General features: G+C 72.1%; 12 protein-coding genes and 1 pseudogene. 5 read left to right on the forward strand and 8 right to left on the reverse strand.

Annotated elements, in window-relative coordinates; genetic code table 11:
* Positions 1 to 1359: 1359 nt before the first annotated feature.
* From ACFWNV_RS14995 to ACFWNV_RS15025, 7 genes and pseudogenes are all read right to left on the reverse strand, one after another.
* Positions 1360 to 3057, reverse strand: a pseudogene (locus ACFWNV_RS14995) (S8 family serine peptidase); the annotation flags it as partial.
* A gap of 223 nt (positions 3058 to 3280) precedes the next feature.
* Positions 3281 to 4657, reverse strand: coding sequence for a carotenoid oxygenase family protein (locus ACFWNV_RS15000; RefSeq protein WP_383945981.1), 1377 nt, complete (start codon positions 4655 to 4657; stop codon positions 3281 to 3283).
* A 47-nt stretch (positions 4658 to 4704) separates the two neighbouring features.
* Positions 4705 to 5145, reverse strand: coding sequence for an SRPBCC family protein (locus ACFWNV_RS15005; protein ID WP_383945984.1), 441 nt, complete (start codon positions 5143 to 5145; stop codon positions 4705 to 4707).
* Between the two features lie 100 nt (positions 5146 to 5245).
* The gene (locus ACFWNV_RS15010) at positions 5246 to 6745 is read right to left on the reverse strand and encodes an MFS transporter (protein WP_383945987.1); all 1500 of its coding nucleotides are present in this window, start codon (positions 6743 to 6745) and stop codon (positions 5246 to 5248) included.
* Positions 6746 to 6894: 149 nt separating this feature from the next.
* Entirely contained in the window at positions 6895 to 8913 is a 2019-nt protein-coding gene (locus tag ACFWNV_RS15015; protein ID WP_383945990.1) for an ATP-binding protein, read from the reverse strand.
* Positions 8914 to 9024: 111 nt separating this feature from the next.
* On the reverse strand, positions 9025 to 9417 hold the full coding sequence (locus tag ACFWNV_RS15020; protein WP_383945992.1) for a nuclear transport factor 2 family protein: 393 nt from the start codon (positions 9415 to 9417) through the stop codon (positions 9025 to 9027).
* A gap of 65 nt (positions 9418 to 9482) precedes the next feature.
* Positions 9483 to 10727 (reverse strand): cytochrome P450, cyclodipeptide synthase-associated, encoded by a 1245-nt coding sequence (locus ACFWNV_RS15025; RefSeq protein ID WP_383945995.1) that lies wholly within the window; start codon positions 10725 to 10727, stop codon positions 9483 to 9485.
* Between the two features lie 194 nt (positions 10728 to 10921).
* On the opposite strand from ACFWNV_RS15025, the gene ACFWNV_RS15030 reads away from it, so the two are divergent.
* From ACFWNV_RS15030 to ACFWNV_RS15040, 3 genes are all read left to right on the forward strand, one after another.
* Positions 10922 to 11440, forward strand: coding sequence for a MarR family winged helix-turn-helix transcriptional regulator (locus ACFWNV_RS15030; protein ID WP_383945998.1), 519 nt, complete (start codon positions 10922 to 10924; stop codon positions 11438 to 11440).
* 160 nt (positions 11441 to 11600) lie between these two features.
* The gene (locus tag ACFWNV_RS15035; protein WP_383946001.1) at positions 11601 to 12083 is read left to right on the forward strand and encodes a hypothetical protein; all 483 of its coding nucleotides are present in this window, start codon (positions 11601 to 11603) and stop codon (positions 12081 to 12083) included.
* 91 nt (positions 12084 to 12174) lie between these two features.
* Entirely contained in the window at positions 12175 to 13095 is a 921-nt protein-coding gene (locus ACFWNV_RS15040) for an NmrA family NAD(P)-binding protein (protein ID WP_383946004.1), read from the forward strand.
* 65 nt (positions 13096 to 13160) lie between these two features.
* Here ACFWNV_RS15040 and ACFWNV_RS15045 read toward each other — a convergent pair whose 3' ends face one another.
* Positions 13161 to 14336 carry a hypothetical protein gene (locus ACFWNV_RS15045; protein ID WP_383946008.1) on the reverse strand — a complete coding sequence of 392 codons (1176 nt, stop codon included), beginning with the start codon at positions 14334 to 14336 and terminating at the stop codon, positions 13161 to 13163.
* Positions 14337 to 14857: 521 nt separating this feature from the next.
* Between ACFWNV_RS15045 and ACFWNV_RS15050 the strand changes: the two genes are divergently transcribed.
* On the forward strand, positions 14858 to 15430 hold the full coding sequence (locus ACFWNV_RS15050) for a snapalysin family zinc-dependent metalloprotease (protein ID WP_383946011.1): 573 nt from the start codon (positions 14858 to 14860) through the stop codon (positions 15428 to 15430).
* A gap of 408 nt (positions 15431 to 15838) precedes the next feature.
* On the forward strand, positions 15839 to 16294 hold the full coding sequence (locus ACFWNV_RS15055; RefSeq protein ID WP_383946014.1) for a hypothetical protein: 456 nt from the start codon (positions 15839 to 15841) through the stop codon (positions 16292 to 16294).
* Positions 16295 to 16481: the final 187 nt, after the last annotated feature.

Raw genomic sequence — 16481 nt, forward strand, 5'->3', positions numbered from 1 at the left:
GCCGGTGCCGTCGTGCCCGGCGCCGTCCGCGAGCAGCGGCAACGTGCCCCAGATCCGGTCGCCCTTGCGGTAGAGGCCGAGTCCCGCCGCGGTGTCCACCCGGGGCCCGGCGGCGGCGGTGTTGAAGCGTTCCCGGTGGGTGCGACCGCCCGCGTAGGCGCGTTCGACGGCGTAGGAGGTCTCCGCGACCTGATAGCCGTTCGCGTCCAGGCCGAACTGGGAGGCGGACAGGTCCCACTTCACTCCGTCGACCGAGGAGAGGTGCAGCGTCACCGTGTTCGGCAGGAGCCGCGGCTGCCACATGGAGCTCGGGCCGTTGTTGCCCGGAAGCCGGCCGACCGCTCGTACGACGCCTTCCTTGTCAGGGACCGAGGCGCCGTGGTCGACGGTCACGGTGGCCAGGTCGGAGGCCTTCAGATGGCGGGTGTAGCCGGTGGCAAGCGTGCGCACCGGGCCGCCGAGCGTGGTGTGGTACTCCTCCGTCTCGGACACCGCGTGCTTGTCCCACCGCTGGGTCAGGGTGCTTCCCGCGACCGGCTCGGGTCCCTGGCCGCGGGTGCGCAGGGGGATTCCGGCGTAGAGCCACCATCCGAAGGTGTAGCCGACGCCGCCGACGCGCAACTCGTAGCTGGGGGTGATGAACCCGATGACGGCCGGGTCCGAGGGCACCGTGATGTCCACCGGCTTGGCGGTGCGGGCGTCGACCGTGACCGTGGTGTTGCGGGTGACGTCGAGGCGGGGCTGGGAGATCCAGTCGAGGCCCTCCTCGGCGTTCTCCGGGTCGGCCAGGAGCTGGGAGTCGAGCATGTAGCTGCCCTTGGGGACGCGGACGGTCTGGGAGTCGGAGCCCTCGTGGTTGCTGAAGCTCCGGCCGGTGGCCAGCCCGCTCACGCCCTGAAGGCTGCTGAAGTAGCCGGCCGGCCGCTTGCCGTCCCGGCCGATGTGGCGGATGGTCACCTCGTACGATTCGACCTCGCGATCGGCGACGACCGCCGTACGGACGCTCTGCCCGGCCGCGGTCGCCACCGCCTGCCCGGTGTACCGGCCGTTGACGGAGCCGCCGAGCCGGGTGTTCAGGGTGAGGTCCACCGACGCGGTCTTGCCGGCGGGGACGGTGAGGCTCGGTCGGGCGAAGGCGAGGAAACCGGCCGGGGCGGGCTTCCCGTCGGGGCCGGTTGCCGTGGCGGACAGTTTCAGGGTGACCGGGGCGGTGCCCAGGTTGCGGTAGGTGACCTTGCGGGTGACGAGGGCGTCGTCCTCGTGCGGCCACAGGGCGTTGGCGAAGGCCAGCGCTTGGGGTTCGGCGACGACGGACTGGCCGAGCGCCTGACCGACCGAGATGCGGCCGGTGCCCTGCTGGAAGGCGTTGTAGGGGCCGGGCTCGGCGGAGCCGGTGAGGATGCCCTTGATCTGGGCACCGGTCCACTTCGGGTGCTGCTGCTTGAGCAGGGCGGCGGCGCCGGCCGCGTGCGGGGTGGCCATGGAGGTGCCCGAGAGGGTGAGGTAGCCCGCCGCGTTCTGGCCGACCTGGCGTTCGATGGCGCTGCCGACGGCCGCGGCCGCGGTGATGCCCACGCCCGGGGCCGTGACATCGGGTTTGACGGCTCCGTCGCCGGCGCGGGGGCCGGTGCCGGAGAAGTCGGCGAGGACGTCGGCCTTGTCGACGGCGCCCACGGTGAGGGCGGCGTCGGCGCTGCCGGGGGAGTCGATCGTGCCCGGCCCGGACTTCCCGTCGTTGCCGGCGGCGATGGCGAAGAGGACGCCCTTGTCGGCGGAGAGCTGGTTCACGGCGGCTTCGATCGGGTCGATCCCGGGCGCGTCGGGCGCGCCGAGGCTCAGGTTGACCACCTGGGCGCCCTGCGCGACGGCCCACTCGATGCCGGCCAGGATGCCGGAGTCGCTGCCGTAGCCCTCGTCGCCGAGAACCTTGCCGTTGAGCAGCTTGGCCCCCGGCGCGACGCCCTTGTACTTCCCGCCCGACTTGGCCCCCGTACCGGCGGCGATGGAGGCGACGTGGGTGCCGTGGCCGAAGCGGTCCGCCGTGCTGCCGGACTCGGAGAAGTCCGCCGCGGCGACGACCCGGCCGGCGAGGTCGGGGTGGCCGGTGTCGATGCCGGTGTCGAGGATGGCGATCTTCACGCCGGTGCCGTCGTACCCGGCGGCCCAGGCCTTGTCGGCGCCGATCTGGCGCGTGCTCCTGTCCAGGCCGGCGGTGCGGATGCCGTCGAGCCAGACGGAGGCGATGCCGGAGGGGGCGGCCGGCGGGGCGGCGCCTCCCTGCCGGCCGGTGAGCCCCTTCCAGAGCGCGGCGGCACCCGCCGGAGTGGCGGTCACGGCCTCCGCGTTGAGCAGTCCGTACGTACGGTCCACGCGCGGGCCGCCCGCAGACCGCAGAGCCGACTTGGCGGCCGGGGCGGAGCCGTCGTAGCGGACGATCAGCTTCAGTTGGTCGCCCCGGGCCTTGCGGTACTCGGGGCGGGAGAGTTCGGTGAGGTTGAAGAGGCGGGGATCGAGCCGGCCGGACTCGATCAGGTGCCGGGCGTCGAGCGGGACGAGGCTGCTGCCCCCTTTGTCCCGGCGGACCGACACGGGTATCTTCTCCCGGCCCTTGGCCGGGGCGAAGCCGACCGGACGGCCTTCGGGGTCCACGGTGACCAGGTCCCCCGTGATCAGGGTCAGCTGGGTGAACCCCTGCCCGGCGGGCTGTTGACCCGGTTGGACTTCGGAGCTGCCGGTCGTGGCCGCGGCGGCGACGGGTGTGGTGAGACCCGCCGCGAGCGCGATGGCGGCGACGGCTGCCGAGGCAGCCACCCCCGATCTCCGGAAACGAGGTGTACGCACGTCAATTCCCCCTGGAAGACAAGCGATCACCGACGGGAAGAAGGCACCGCGGTGTCCTCGCAGTATTGCCCCGGGGCCAGCGAACGATCCATGACCGTTTCGCAACGGTTGACGGAGGGCGGTAATCCGGTAGGAGGGGAACAGCGGAAACCGGCGTGGCGGGAACCCGACGGCCGGACGGTCCTTGCCCTGGTACGGGTTGTAGGTGATGGTCATGGTCTGGTGGGCGGAGCCCGTGGTGTTGGCGGCCGTGACCAGGACCGTGCCCGGGTAGACCTTGCTCGCGGTCCGGTCGGAGGGGCCGATCCCCCGCGCGGAGAGTCGTTGAATCAGGGCTGATGTGCACGATCCGCGCCGGCACGTTCCACGGGGTGTACGGGGTGAGGCCGGCCCGTGAAACCTCCGCGGGCCGGCCTCACCTCCTCACCTCTCGGGCTGATCAGCCTCCGATGTCCACGCGGGCGTTGTCGGTCTCGGTGTCGGGGAGCCAGGAGCCGTGGAGTCCGGCGCCCACCCGGTGCGGCAGGTGGACGGTGGCGACCCGGTCCAGGCCGGAGGCGTCGAGGACCAGCAGCTGCGAGGCGTTCTGCTTGAGGTCGGAGACGACGGTCAGGAGGTAGCCGTCGTCCTCGTTGGCGGACCCGGCCGCGGGGACGAAGACGGCCTCACTGGGCATCCGGGCGTCGCCGACCTCGTGGATCCGACGGGCCCCCGTGGCGCGGTCGTACTTGACCAGGCCGTAGCCGCCGAAGCCCTTCTCGTCGGGGAAGGAGACGGCGTACTGGTAGCGGTTCTCGACGCCCAGGTAGTCCTCGTTGAGGGTGGGGAATTCCACGGGAAGGTCGTCGGTGATCTGCTCGTCGACGCTGCCGGAGGCCATGTCGACGACCCAGCGGCGCGAGAAGGAGCGGGAGACGGGCTCGGTGCCCCGCACGGGGTTGCCGGCCCACCAGTTCCAGGACAGCTGGAACCCCTCCCGGTCCACGGTGGGACCTTCCAGGACGATGCGGCCCCGGCCGTCCTCGTAGGCGTTGGCGACGTGCAGCATGTTGCCCGGTTCGATGGTGAACCAGCGGAGACGGCGGGCGCCGTCGTTGCCGCGGGGCATGACGCCGATGCGGGAGGGCTGCTGATCGCTCCAGCCGTAGGGGATGCCGGAGTGGTCGGTCGGATCGAAGGTCACGTTGCCCTCGACGAAGACCACGTGGTGGCGGGTGAGCGCGAAGTCGTGCTTGAGGGCGGCGGTCGCCCCCGGAACCTCGGCGCTGTCGACGATCTCGCCCTTGGCGTCGGCGACGTAGTAGGTCAGGAAGGGCGGGAACGGCGAGGACCCGAAGAAGTGGAGTTCACCCGTCGCCGGGTCCTCCTTGGGGTGCGCGGTCATCGCGGTCCGCAGCTTGCCGCCGAAGTCGTGGACCCCGATGGTCTCCAGCTCAGGGGTGAGCTCGAAGGGGAGGTTCGACTCGCACAGGGCCAGCAGGCGTCCGGCGTGTTCGATGACGTGCGTGCCGGCGGTGCTGGCCGTCAGGTCGGGGCCGTTCTCCGTCATGTACGGGGCACCCTCCAGCGCGGGTGTGCGGACCCAGCGGTTGCGGTACCACTCCGCCCGGCCCTCGCGCAGCCGGATCCCGTGGACCATGCCGCTGCCCTTGAACCAGTGCGTCGGGGTCACCCCGGGCTTCGGGTTGTGTCCGTTGCGGAGCAGTCGGCCGGTCAACTCGGGGGGCAGGGTGCCCTCGACACGGAGGTCGGTGGCGGTGACCTCGTCGGTGACGGGGGTGTAGTGGCCGTTCAGGTACGGCTTGTCGGACGTCATGGCGAAACCTCTTCCGGTGTATGCGCGGATCTTGGAATGACGGTGAGTCAGACGGTCTGCTCAGCCCGGGTCTTGAGGTGGGAGAGCCAGCTCTCCAGGGAGTCGTGGAGGGCCTTGGCGAGCTGCTCCGTCGCGGCGTCGACGGGGGCGCCGCTCCAGGACTCCTCGGTGTGGACGGTGACGTGGTCGCCGCTCTGCTCGAACGTCCATACGTGGATGCCGTCGATGCCGCTGGTGGGGCCGCCCCACACGCTCCGTTCGCCGGGCACCAGTTCGAGCACGGTGGAGGTGATATCCAAGCCGTGCGTCTGCCAGCTGAAGGAACTCCCCGGCAGCAGGGGGCCGTCGAGCTCGGCGCGGGTGATGTCCGGGTTCCAGGCGGGCCAGTCCTCGACATCGGTGTGCAGGGCCCACACCGTCGCGAGGGTGGCGGCGATCGTGGTGCTCAGGCGGACGATGACGGGGGCGGTTTCGTCGATGGTGACCATGGCGGTGCTTCCTGTCGTGACGGGGATGGTGAAGGTGGTGGGGATGGTGGGTTCGCTCCGGCGTTGGCGCCGGAAGATCGGTCCGGCCGGTTCGGCGAGTTCAGGCGGTTCGGGAAAGGCGGGCGAGCTCCGCGCCGTCGGGTGACGGGAGGGCGGTGGCAGCCGCTTCGGACGGGCCTGCGAGTCCGGCCCGGCGGGCGAGGAACAGGGCCAGGAGCGCGGTGCCGGCGACGACCGAGGCGGAGAGCGTGAACGCGGTGCGGTAGCCGCTGGTGAGCGCCTCCAGGCGAGGCTGGTGGGTGGCGGCGTGCGCGGTGACGGAGCCCGAGAGCGTTGCCAGGGCGGCCAGCCCGATCGCGCCTCCGACCTGGCGCGTCGTGTTCACCAGGCCGCCGGCCAGCCCCGCGTCCCGCGCCGGTGCACCCTCCACGGCGAGCGCGGTGAGCTGGACGAAGGCGATGCCCAGGCCCAGGCCGACCAGGATGCTCGGGCCGAGCACGTCCGTGGCGTAGCTGCCGTGGGCACTGATCCGGGACAGCCACAGCAGACCCAGGGCCTCCGTGAGCAGGGCCGCGGTCAGTGTCGCGGTGGCGCCGAGGCGCCGGGAGATCCGGGGCGCCAGGGACGAGCCGATGATGTTGGCGGCGGCGAGCGGGAGTTGGCCGAGCCCGGTGAGCAGGGGGCCCTGGCCGAGCACCTGCTGCTGGTAGAGCGGCAGGAAGAACAACAGGGCGATCCACACGGACCCCAGCAGGGCCATCAGCAGGTTTCCCGCGGCGACCCGGCCGGTGGCGAACAGGCGCGGCGGCAGCAGCGCGTCCGGTCTGCGGATCTCGATCAGGGCGAAGGCCGCCAGGAGCAGGAAGGAGCCGCCGAGTGCGGCCAGCACCCGTACGTCGGTCCAGCCGGTCCCGCGTGCCGTGGTCAGACCCCAGACCAGACAGGTGAGGGCGACGGTGACGGCGGCGGTGCCCAGCAGGTCGAACCGTCCGGTCGCCCGCTCGGCGCTCCGCGGAACGGATACCACCACGGTGACCAGGACCAGTGCCGTCCCGAATGCCACCGAGTGGAAGATCCAGGGCCAGCCCCATGCCTGGGTCAGGGCGCCACCCAGGAGGACACCGCCCGCGGCTCCCGCACCGGAGACCGCACCCCATACCCCCAGGATCCTGCTCCGTCCGGGCCCGGGCGGGATCAGGGCCAGTGCCAGGGCGAGTGCCGCCGGGGCGATGGCCGCGGCCCCGAGGCCCTGAACGGCGCGTGCCGCGATCAGCACGCCCGCGGATGCGGCCAGTCCCGCGACCAGCGAGGCCACGGCGAACAGTCCCAGACCGAGGAGCAGCACCCGGCGGCGCCCGAGGAGATCGGCGGCCCGGCCGCCCGCGAGGAGCAGGGCCCCGAAGGCCAGGCCGTAGGCATTGACCACCCAGGTGGTGGCGCCGTCCGACAGCCCGATCCCGGCGGCGATCCGCGGGAGCGCCACGTTCACGTTCGAGGTGGCGACCATGACCGTGAACTGGGCCGCGGCGAGCGCCGCGAGTGCGGCTCCGGTCCGGGGCACGGGCTGTGCCGGAGCGGTCGGTGCGTGGGGGAGGTTCATGACGCACAGACTCGTGCGGAACGCTGTCCACTCTCCAGACCGGAAGCGGGGCCGGCCCTGTCCACTCCTGTCCGCCGCTGTCCACCGGCCGCCGTACGCACCTGCGTTGGCGGGGGAGTGGACTTCCGGCGGTTCCGGACCGGCTCGCGCTACGGGGCCTTGCGCGGACCGTCCAGTTCCTGCTGCCACAGGGCCTCGCACAGCAGGTCGAGGCCCTGGCGCAGGTGGCGCCGGTAGGTGCCGTAGGGCAGTGCGAGGCGGCGGGCCGCGGCTTCCTGCGTGGGTGCGCCGGAGAAGTAGCCGGCGGTCAGGGCCTCACGGGCCCGTACACCGCGCGGGTCGCCGGCGAGGCCGTCCACGGTCCGGCCCAGCAGGGCGCGCAACTCCTTCGGGGGATCACCGAATCCGTCGGCGAGGCGGGCTCGCAGCAGTGCGCCCGCGGCGAAGGCGGCCGGGTTGCGCCAGTGCGTCAGCGCTTCGCGCACGGCCTGGTCGAAGGCGGCGCGCGAGGCGAGCGCGCCGGGCGCGGGCCCCGAGGGGACCGGCTGCTCCGTGGCCGATATGAAGCGCCGGATCCAGGTCTCCACGGGTTCCCGGCGCCAGTCGACGCCGAACACGCCGTAGGTGTACTCGCCCACCCGGGGGCGCGCTCCGGTGTCGCCGAGCGTGCCCCTGACGCGCGCGCCCCAGGTCTCGGCGTCGCGGAAGACGGCGAAACCGTAGGCGCGACCGCGGGCACGGGCGGATTCCGCCTGGGCGCGGGAGCTGCTCAGGTCGATGACCCGCGAGGGGACCTGGTAGTGCTCCGGGTAGATCGAGAACCGGCTGATGCCGATGTGCTCGCCGGCGGACACCGGAGCGGTGGCCTCGGTGTGCGCCCAGGCCGCGGCGACGACCGGATCGGTGGCCACGTCCTGGGGGTCGGCCGGGGCGGACAGGGCGAGCCGGGCGGTGAACGCCACGATGCGGCCCGTGCTCACGAGCCGGTAGACGCTGAAGGCCTCCGGCTGGCGCTGCGCCCAGTAGCGGACCAGTTCCGCGGAGTCCGGCCCCTCGGTCTCCGCCGCCATGCGCAGGACGACCGCCAGGTCGCCCGGGTGCAGGGGGCGGTCGTGCACCTCGTTCTCACGGGACCAGGTGCGCAGCCGGGCCAGGGTCGCGCCGTCCCGGAAGAGGTAGAAGAGTTCGTCGGTGACGGTCCAGACCCGTTCCTCCGGCGCCTCCCGCAGGACGCGCAGGTACTCCTCCGCCATCCGCCGGCGCGTCGCCGTGAAGGTGCTGGGCGCCCGCCACCGCAGGTCGGCGGCCAGGGTCTCGCGCGCGGCGTCGTGCGGGTGGAGCCCGCGGTGCGTGGACTCGATGAAGGGCAGGTCCCGCAGCCAGGAGAAGAGGAGGTGGGCGTCCTCCTCGGGGAGCACCGCGGAGAGGAGTTCCTCGGAGGTCGTGTACGCCTGCGCCGCCACCTCCAGGGCGCGCCGGTGGGCGGCGGTGGGCACCTCACCGATCAGCCCCGCCAGCAGGGTGCGCAGGACGTCCGCCGACGGGGTCCAGGTCTCCTCCCCGCCGCAGCCCGCCGGCCCCGCGGCTGCCGCGAGCGACAGGGCCAGGGGGTTGCCTCCGGCGAAGCGCATCACCCGGCCGCGCATCTCGGGTCGGAGCCGGGACGCGGCCAGCATGCTCCGTGCCTGCTCCTCGGAGAAGGGCTCCAGTTCGGTCACGTGCAGGAGCCCGGCCCAGGCGGGGTCGGCGGTCCACTGCGGCTGCGGTGCGAGCCGGCCGGCCAGGACGACCAGGGCGCCGTCCGCCGCGCGCGGCAGGAAGTGGTGCCACAGCCAGCTTTCCAGCCACTGGCAGTGCTCGAAGGAGTCCACGACCAGGACCGTGCCGGGCACGTCGAGGAAGGGTGCGGCCGCGCGTTCGAAATCGGCCGGGTCCCTGCTGACGAAGCGGCCGTCCAGTTCGACGAGTTGCCGGCCCGCCGTACGGGCGTGGTCCGAGAGCCGGCGCAGCAGCGTGGACTTCCCGATCCCGCCCGCCCCGAACACGTAGAACGCGAACGGCGCCTGCGGATCGCCCCCCAACGCTTTCCCGAAACGCGCGAGTTGCTCGTCCCGGCCGATGAAGGCCCGGACCCGCGCGTTGCTCAGTCTCTCTCCTACGGACACCATGACGGCTCCCCCTGTCCTCATTGCCCGGCACGCGCACGTGCGGTGCCGGCCCTCCGGCTCCTCAACTCGTTCCCTCGGCAGGCCCGTTCGGCAGGACGGGCCCGTTCCGGGTCACCGGACGTGTCCCAGGTTCTCGTCGTCGGGGTCACCGGTGACGAGCAGGGTGGTCTCCTCCACGCGCTGGAAGCGTCCGTCGGGGGCGAGTTCGGCGAAGAGGTACACCTCGGTGCGGGAGGTGCGGCCGTTGTGCCGGGTGACCGTGACGGTGTGGCGGTCGGCGTAGCGCGATCCGTCGCGGAGTTCGTCATGGACCTCGATGTGCCCGCTGAGGATCAGGGAGCGCAGCCGTGTCATGTGCTGGGTGAACTCCGTCCGGTCGGTCCAGACGCCGTCGGTGCGCTGGCGGTAGTCCGGGGCGAAGTGCCGGTCGAGGGCCTCGTCGAGGCCGAGGTCCGGGGTGAACAGCAGGTCGTTGATGGCCCGGGTGATGTCGGTCGGCGGCATTCTTGTCTTCTCCGTGTGCGGGGTTACGGGGGTTCGGGGTTACGGGGGTTCGGGTGTGCGGGGCGTCAGCCGCGGCGGGCGCCGTCGGCTCCGTGGACGGGGGTGAAGTCGAGGGACAGGGAGGCGGGGCCGCGGGTGTAGAGGCCGGTCTCCCGGTAGCGGAAGCCGGGGCTGTACCGGACCTGCTCCAGCAGGGGCAGGAGCAGCGCGGCGACGGTCTCGATCTCCGCGCGGGCGAAGGCGGCTCCGACGCACTGGTGGAGTCCGGTACCGAAGGCCAGGTGCTGGGCGGCAGCGGTGAAGGAGCGGGCGGCGCCCAGGTCGGGACGGTCGATGTCGAAGGTGTCCGGGGCGGCGAAGGCGCCCGGATCGCGGTTGGCCGAGCCGATCATGCAGAAGACCGTGGCGCCGGCCGGGAGGGTGGTACCGCCGAGCACGGTCTCCCGCTCCGCCTGGCGGGGAATGAGCTGGACGGGCGGCGTGTAGCGCAGGGTCTCGGCGATCGCGGCGGGCAACAGGGCCGGGTCGCTTCGCACCCGGGCCAGCTGCCCGGGGTGGTCGATCAGGTGCCTGAAGAGCAGGGCGAGCGTCTTGTCGGCGGGCTCGGTCGCGGCGACGAGCACGTTGACGATCAGCGCGTGGACTTCACTGTTGGTCATGGCGGCCCCGTCGAACTCGGCGGTGCACAGCTCCGATATCAGGTCCTCGCCCGGCTGCCGGCGCCGGTGCTCGATGACGGGGAGGAGGTACGCCTCCAGCTCTTCGGCCCGGTCCAGGCAGTGCCGACGGCGCTCGGGAGTGAGGGCGATGCTGGTGATGAACTCGGTTACCCCGCTGTGCCATTCGGCCACCTGCCGCCAGTCCCGCTTGTCCAGGCCGAGGACGTCGAGCGTCGCGCGCACGGCGAGCGGCTTGCCGAAGTCGTTGACGAGGTCCACCCGCCCCCTCGGGAGGAACGGGGCGATCAGCTCCGAGGCGTTCGCGCGGATGGCACGCGTCTGGTCCCGCAGGGCATGTCCGGTGAAGCCGCGGACGAAGATCTTCTGCTTGGCGGTGTGCTCGGCCCCGGTCATCTGGGCGAGGACCGGGCCGCGCATCACCGGCTCGGCGCGCACCTGCAACGTCGCGGTGGTGAAGGCCTCATGGTCGGTGAGCACCCTCTTCACGTCGGCGTGGCGGGAGAGGAAGTAGCTGTCGATCGACGGCTCGTAGTGCACCGGAGACTCGTCGCGCAGCCGTGCGAAGTGGCGGTGGGGGGCGGCGGCGAAGTCCTCGGACAGGACGCTGAAGCCGGAACCGACCAGGGGCATGAAGGAGAGCCTCTCGAACGCGGGGGTGGGGCGGAGTCCCACCCGGGAGGTCAAGACGCAGTGGAACGGCATGGGTTGCCCCGTGTGACGTACCACTCCGTCGGCAACCACGAGCGACGTCCGACCCGGCGGAATCCTACCCCCGGGTAGCCCCGGCCTTGACAGGTCAAGTAGTTAGGCGCCATATTACCTACATGAAGAGCGACGGCATCGACGGCGAGGCGCCCACGCTGGACCAGGCCAGGAAGCAGGTCGAGCACTACGGCCTGGAGGTCGATCCGCAGGCGGTGCTGGTCGCGGTGCGGCTGATCTCGGCGGGCGCGCGGGTCGGCAGGATGGCCGAGGTGCACTTCGCCCGGTTCGGCCTGTCGACGGGGCGCTACCGAGTGCTCGCCGACCTCGAAGACCACGGCGGGGAGAAGTCCCCGTCGCGCCTCGCCGCCGACCTCGGAGTCTCCCGGGCCACGGTCACCGGCCTGCTGGACGGCCTCGAACGTGAAGGCCTGATCGCGCGCCGGCCCTCCCTGGAGGACGGCCGGGGCACCGTGGCCATCCTGACCGCGCGTGGTGCGCAGCTCCTGCGCGACATGGCGCCAGAGCACTTCAGGCGGCTCGAAGCGATGGTGGGCGGCCTTTCCGCCGAGGAGCGCGCGGTGTTCCTGGACCTGCTCGCCCGAGTGGTCCGCGGCAGCGCGGCCCTGGTCGCCGACTGACCGCACGCTCCGCCGTTCTGGTCCCGCCCTCAGGGCGGGCCCTTTTTTAATCTTGTAGTTAGCTGCCTAATTATATCGGTGGCGGCATGGGCCTGCAGCCCCGCCCCCGCCCATCGCCACGATCCTTCGCTTCCCTCGCACGTACGAGAAAGAGGCCAGCATGCCCACAACGAAGGACAGAACCAGCCGCGATCGAGCAGGCACCCGGCCGCCCCGGCCGTTCATCCTGTGGCGCGAGGTGCTGACCGCCTACGCCGCCCCCGCGCTGATGGCCGGTACCCCAGGTCTCGTCAGCGGGCAGCGGGACCTGGCCGTGGCCGCCTGCACCTCCATCGCCGGCACCTCCGCCGTAGTGGCGTTCCTGGTCGGCGTCTGGTTGCGGCGCGGCGGGCGGCCCCGGCGCTGGACCGTCACCATCCCGCGCCTCGCCCTGACCGCCGCACTCGTCATCACCACCGCCGGCGCGGCAGCCCTGCTGGCATGGTTCACGGCCCAATGGGTACCGGCCCACACCCCGGTACCCGCCGCGCCCTGGCTGGAGCGCCTGCGCATCGACCTGCCGGTCTCCGCGGCCCTCGCCACCACCATCGTCACCCTCCGTTGGCGCGCCACCACCCCGGCACTGCCGGGCCACCCGGCGTAGGCCGTCTCTTTCGGATCTTGCCGGGCCCACCCGCCCGACGGACCACGGACCGACCGAACCACCAAGGAACGAGCAAAGGAATGAGTACGCGATGATCGTCGTCATGGGAGCGACCGGAGCCACCGGGAACGCCCTGCTCCACAGTCTCCTCGCCCTCGGCGCACCCGTCCGCGCGCTGACCCGCACCCCACACGTCCCGATCCCCGGCGCGACCGGCACGCACCCGCTGCCCGTCGAGGTCCAGTACGCCGACGCCGCCGACCCGCAGTCCCTGCGCACCGCGTTCAAGGGCGCCGGCCAGCTCTTCCTCGCCATGGCCAACGGCCCCGAACAGGTCGCGCTCGAAACCCGCGCCATCGACATCGCCGCCCAATCCGGCATCGGCCACATCGTCAAGATCTCCGCACCCGCCGCCGAACCCGACTCTCCGGTCGCGGTCTCCCGCGGACACCACGTCGTAGAGGAACACCTGCGGGCCTGCGGCCTCACCCACACCGTCCTGCGCCCCTACGCGTTCATGCAGAACCTCCTGCGCCTGGCTCCCGCCGTCGCCCAGGGTGTCATCCTCGGCACGATGGGCGAAGCGCCCTGCAACTACGTCGACTGCCGCGACATAGGCGACGTCGCCGCGGCCGCCCTCACCACGCCCGGCATCGCCGGCGGCACCTACACCCTGACCGGATCCGAAGCCGTCTCGTACCCCGAACTCGCCGCACGGCTGGCCACTCTGACGGGCCGTGCGGTCCGCTACGTCGACCTCCCGCCGGACGAACTCCGCGCCGGCCTCATCCACAACGCCAACATGCCCGACTGGCTCGCCGACCACGTGACCGAGATCCAGCAGCTCGCCGTCACCCGGCCCGAGCGTCCGACCACCACGGTCACCGACCTCCTCGGCCGCCCGCCCCGCACCCTCGACGCCTTCCTGCGGGAACACCGCGCGCACTTCCGCTCCACGGATCCTTCAGTGGAGCGGGAACCTCGACCGGCCTCGGGTTTCCTCCCCGAGTGAGAAACACCTGAAGGCCATCGCGTGGGCGGCGGTCAGGCCTTGGCGGGGCCGTGCATGCGCGGGGCCTACCGGGCGCAGCCGGTGACGGCGGGGTTCGAGGGATCGCAGTTGCCGGGGTTGTTGTTCGCGATGGTGGTGTGGTTGAGAGTGACGCTTCCGCCGTTGTTGTGGAGACCGGCGGGGCCGTGGGCCGCGGTGTTGCGTGTGACACGGGAGTCGTTGAGCGTGGCATCGCCCTGGTTGTGAATGCCGCCGCCGGTTCCCTGGGTGACCGCGTTCCCGTCGATGACGGTGTTGCGGGTGGTGAGGGTCCCGAAGTTGTAGATGCCGCCACCGGAGAAGCTCGCGGTGTTGCTGCGGATGGTGGTCTGGACGTTGGTGGTGAGCGTGCCGAAGTTGGCGATGCCCCCGCCGGTCCTGGCGTCGTTGCCGCGGATCTGACTGTCGGTGACGGTCGCGGAGAAACTGTTGCTGTGGATGGCGCCGCCCAGGCCCTGTGCTTCGTTGCCGGTGAGGATGCTCGTGGCCAGGGCGAAGGGTGAGGAGATGCTGTTGTGCGAGATCGCTCCGCCGTTGCCGCCGGTGACGGGGCCGGTGGAGTTGTTGGTGAAGACACTGCGGTCCACGCGTGTGGTGCCGCTGCTCAGGATGGCGCCGCCGTTGCCGGCTTCGGTGCTGTTGCCGTTGAGGTAGGAACCCACGACGCGAAGGGTCCCGTTGTTGTTGTTGACGGCGCCGCCACCGTTGCCGGCGGTATTGCCGATGAGGCGACAGTTGTTGAGGGTGACGAGGGTGTTGAATCCCAGCTGGATGGCCCCGCCCTGGGTGCTGCCTCCGGCTTTCCCGTTGATGAGGGCAAGGTCTCGGAGCGTCAGGTTCCCGGTGGTGGCGGGAGGGAGGTTGAAGAAGCGGAATTCGTTGTCGGTGTCGTCGTCGCGGGTGATGGTGGCGTTGCGCCCGTTGATGGTGAGGGAGCTGGTGATCTGGGGGAGCGCGGCCTGGCCGGGGCCGGCGACCTGCTCGGTGTAGGCGTAGGTGCAGTCACGGGCGAGGTTGAGGGTGTCGGAGGTGGCGGGGGTGCTGTTCGCGGTGGCGATGGCCTGGATGAGGGCGGCGGGGGAGCAGGTGACGTTGATCGTGGCGGCGTGAGCGGGGGTGGCGGCCAGGCCGGCGAGGGTGAGGGCGAAGGCGGGCGCGGCGAGCAAGGTGGTGGCCTGGCGGGAGTGGCGCAGTGGCCTCATTGTCTGACTCCTTTTTGGGGGAGGCGCCGGGGGCGATCCGATCATTGTTTACATCAGACCAACATCCATCCTTTTCTGGACACACCGGGCGCATGCTCCGGGTTGCCTCGGCCTGCCCTCCACCTTCGGCCCTCGCTCGTCCCTGCTGCCGCCGGAGGCGCCCGAGCAACGAATCCGCCCACTGGTCGCCGCCATGGAACCCGGTGTGCACGGGTGCGGCGGTGGCACCGGATGGGTGTCGGTCAGGGCGGGGCGGCCGCCCTGCGGTAGCGCGCCGGCCGAGAGCGGCACCGCGAGAACCGCCTGAATGGCGGCGCCCGCTGACCGGGCATCGGCTGGAGTGTCTGCCGGAATTGGCTGGCAGGTGCATGACGGGCTGGTGGGGTGTGGGGCTACTTTCTTAGGGCTCCGGAGGGGCGGCTGTCCGAACCTGCGGCCACAGGCGGGGGTGGCGGCGCCTCCAGTGCCCCGGCCCGCTCCGCCGAGGGGCCGGATCCCCCCACACATGAAGGAACGCGACCATGTCTCTGGGCACCTGGCTGAAAATCGGCACCTCCGCCGCCGCAATGGTTCTCGCGGCGGCCACCGCCGCGACGGCGGCACCCGCATCCATACCGGACGGCTCCGCAGCGGTGGTGACGCTCCGTTACGACGACAGTCGGGCCGTCGGCTGGGAAGCGGCCATCGCCTCCGGGGTCGCTTCCTGGAACGCGAACGTCAGCAACGTTCGGCTGGTGGAGGCCGCGCCCGGGGTCCGGGCCGAGATCGTCATCGTGGCCACCACCGGCTGGCCGCAGGCCACCCTCGGCCCGGTCCGTCCCGGGCGGCAGGTTCGCGTCGAACTCGGCGCGCAGGCCGTGAGCGACGGGTACAACAAGACGCGCATCGCCGCGCACGAGCTGGGCCACAGCCTGGGCCTCCCGGACACCAAGCCGGGGCCGTGCTCCCAGCTGATGTCCGGTTCCAGCGCCGGTACGGCCTGCACCAACGCCGTGCCCAACGCAACCGAGCGATCCCGCGTGCAGAACGCGTACGCGAACGGCCTCGCGGCCGCGCTGCCGACCGACGGCCGGGTACTCGTCGACGCCCCCTGACGGCAGATAGGTGGACAGGCGGACACGCGGATAGGCGGATAGGTGGTCGGGCCGGCGCGGGGCCGAAAGGCCGTGCCGGCCCACTGCCGCGTGCCCACGTCGGGAGGGAGCTTCGGACGCTTCACCCGGATGGGTCGGCCTGGACGGCGGAACGCGGCAACGGGCGGCGCCCGACCGGAGCACTAGGCGTGTCGGCGGCTGCGGCGGCACCGGTGACCCGCGGCATCGGCCGCCCCTCGGCGACCTCACGGTTCGGCCAACTCCGGCCCTGCGGGAGGCCTACGCTGGCCGTCGTAGGAGAGGGAATGCCGCCCGAGGCCCCCTGCGCGGCATCGCGACGGAGCTACGGTCCGCAAGGGCGGCGCACCGGACGTGAGCGAGGGGTCGGGGATGCTGGAAGAGGGGCTCGTGACGTTGGCCACGGCGGGCGGTACGGCTGTGGTCCAGGCCGCGGGAACACAGGCGTGGGAGTCGTTCCGGGTCCGGGTGGCCCGGCTGCTGGGCCGCGGGGACGGTGAGCGCGAGCGCGCGGAACTGGAACGGCTGGACCGCACCGCCGGCGCGTTGGAGGCGCAGCCATCGGCGGAGGCCGAGCGGGTCCGGTTGCGTCAGGAGGCTTCCTGGCAGACCCGGTTCGAGGCCGTACTGGAAGACGTGGCCGGAGCGGAGCGTGAGCGGGTCGTGGCCGAGCTGCGGGCCCTGGTCCAGGAGCAGGCTGCCCCCGGCGCGGTGTCGGCGGGATCCCACGGCGTCGCGGTGGGGGGCAACGTGGAGGTCAGGGCCGACCACGGATCGGTGGCCGCCCTGCGGGTGGGGGACGTGACACTGGGAAACCCTTCGCAGCCGGGTCCGCCCCAGGGCTGAGCGCACCCGGCGCCACACTGCCCACACCCACCACCGGCCACCGGGCCATCTCCGCCGAGCACGGCGGCTTCGCCGTCGGCCACGCCGGCCAGGTCGTCCACTACCACGCCGGCCGCGCGGCCGAGCCATACCGGACCCCGCCGCGTCAGCTGCCACGCGCCGTCACGCACTTCACGGGCCGCACGGC

Origin of the sequence: Streptomyces sp. NPDC058401, assembly GCF_042722885.1 — a bacterium.
Taxonomy (GTDB): Bacteria; Actinomycetota; Actinomycetes; order Streptomycetales; family Streptomycetaceae; genus Streptomyces.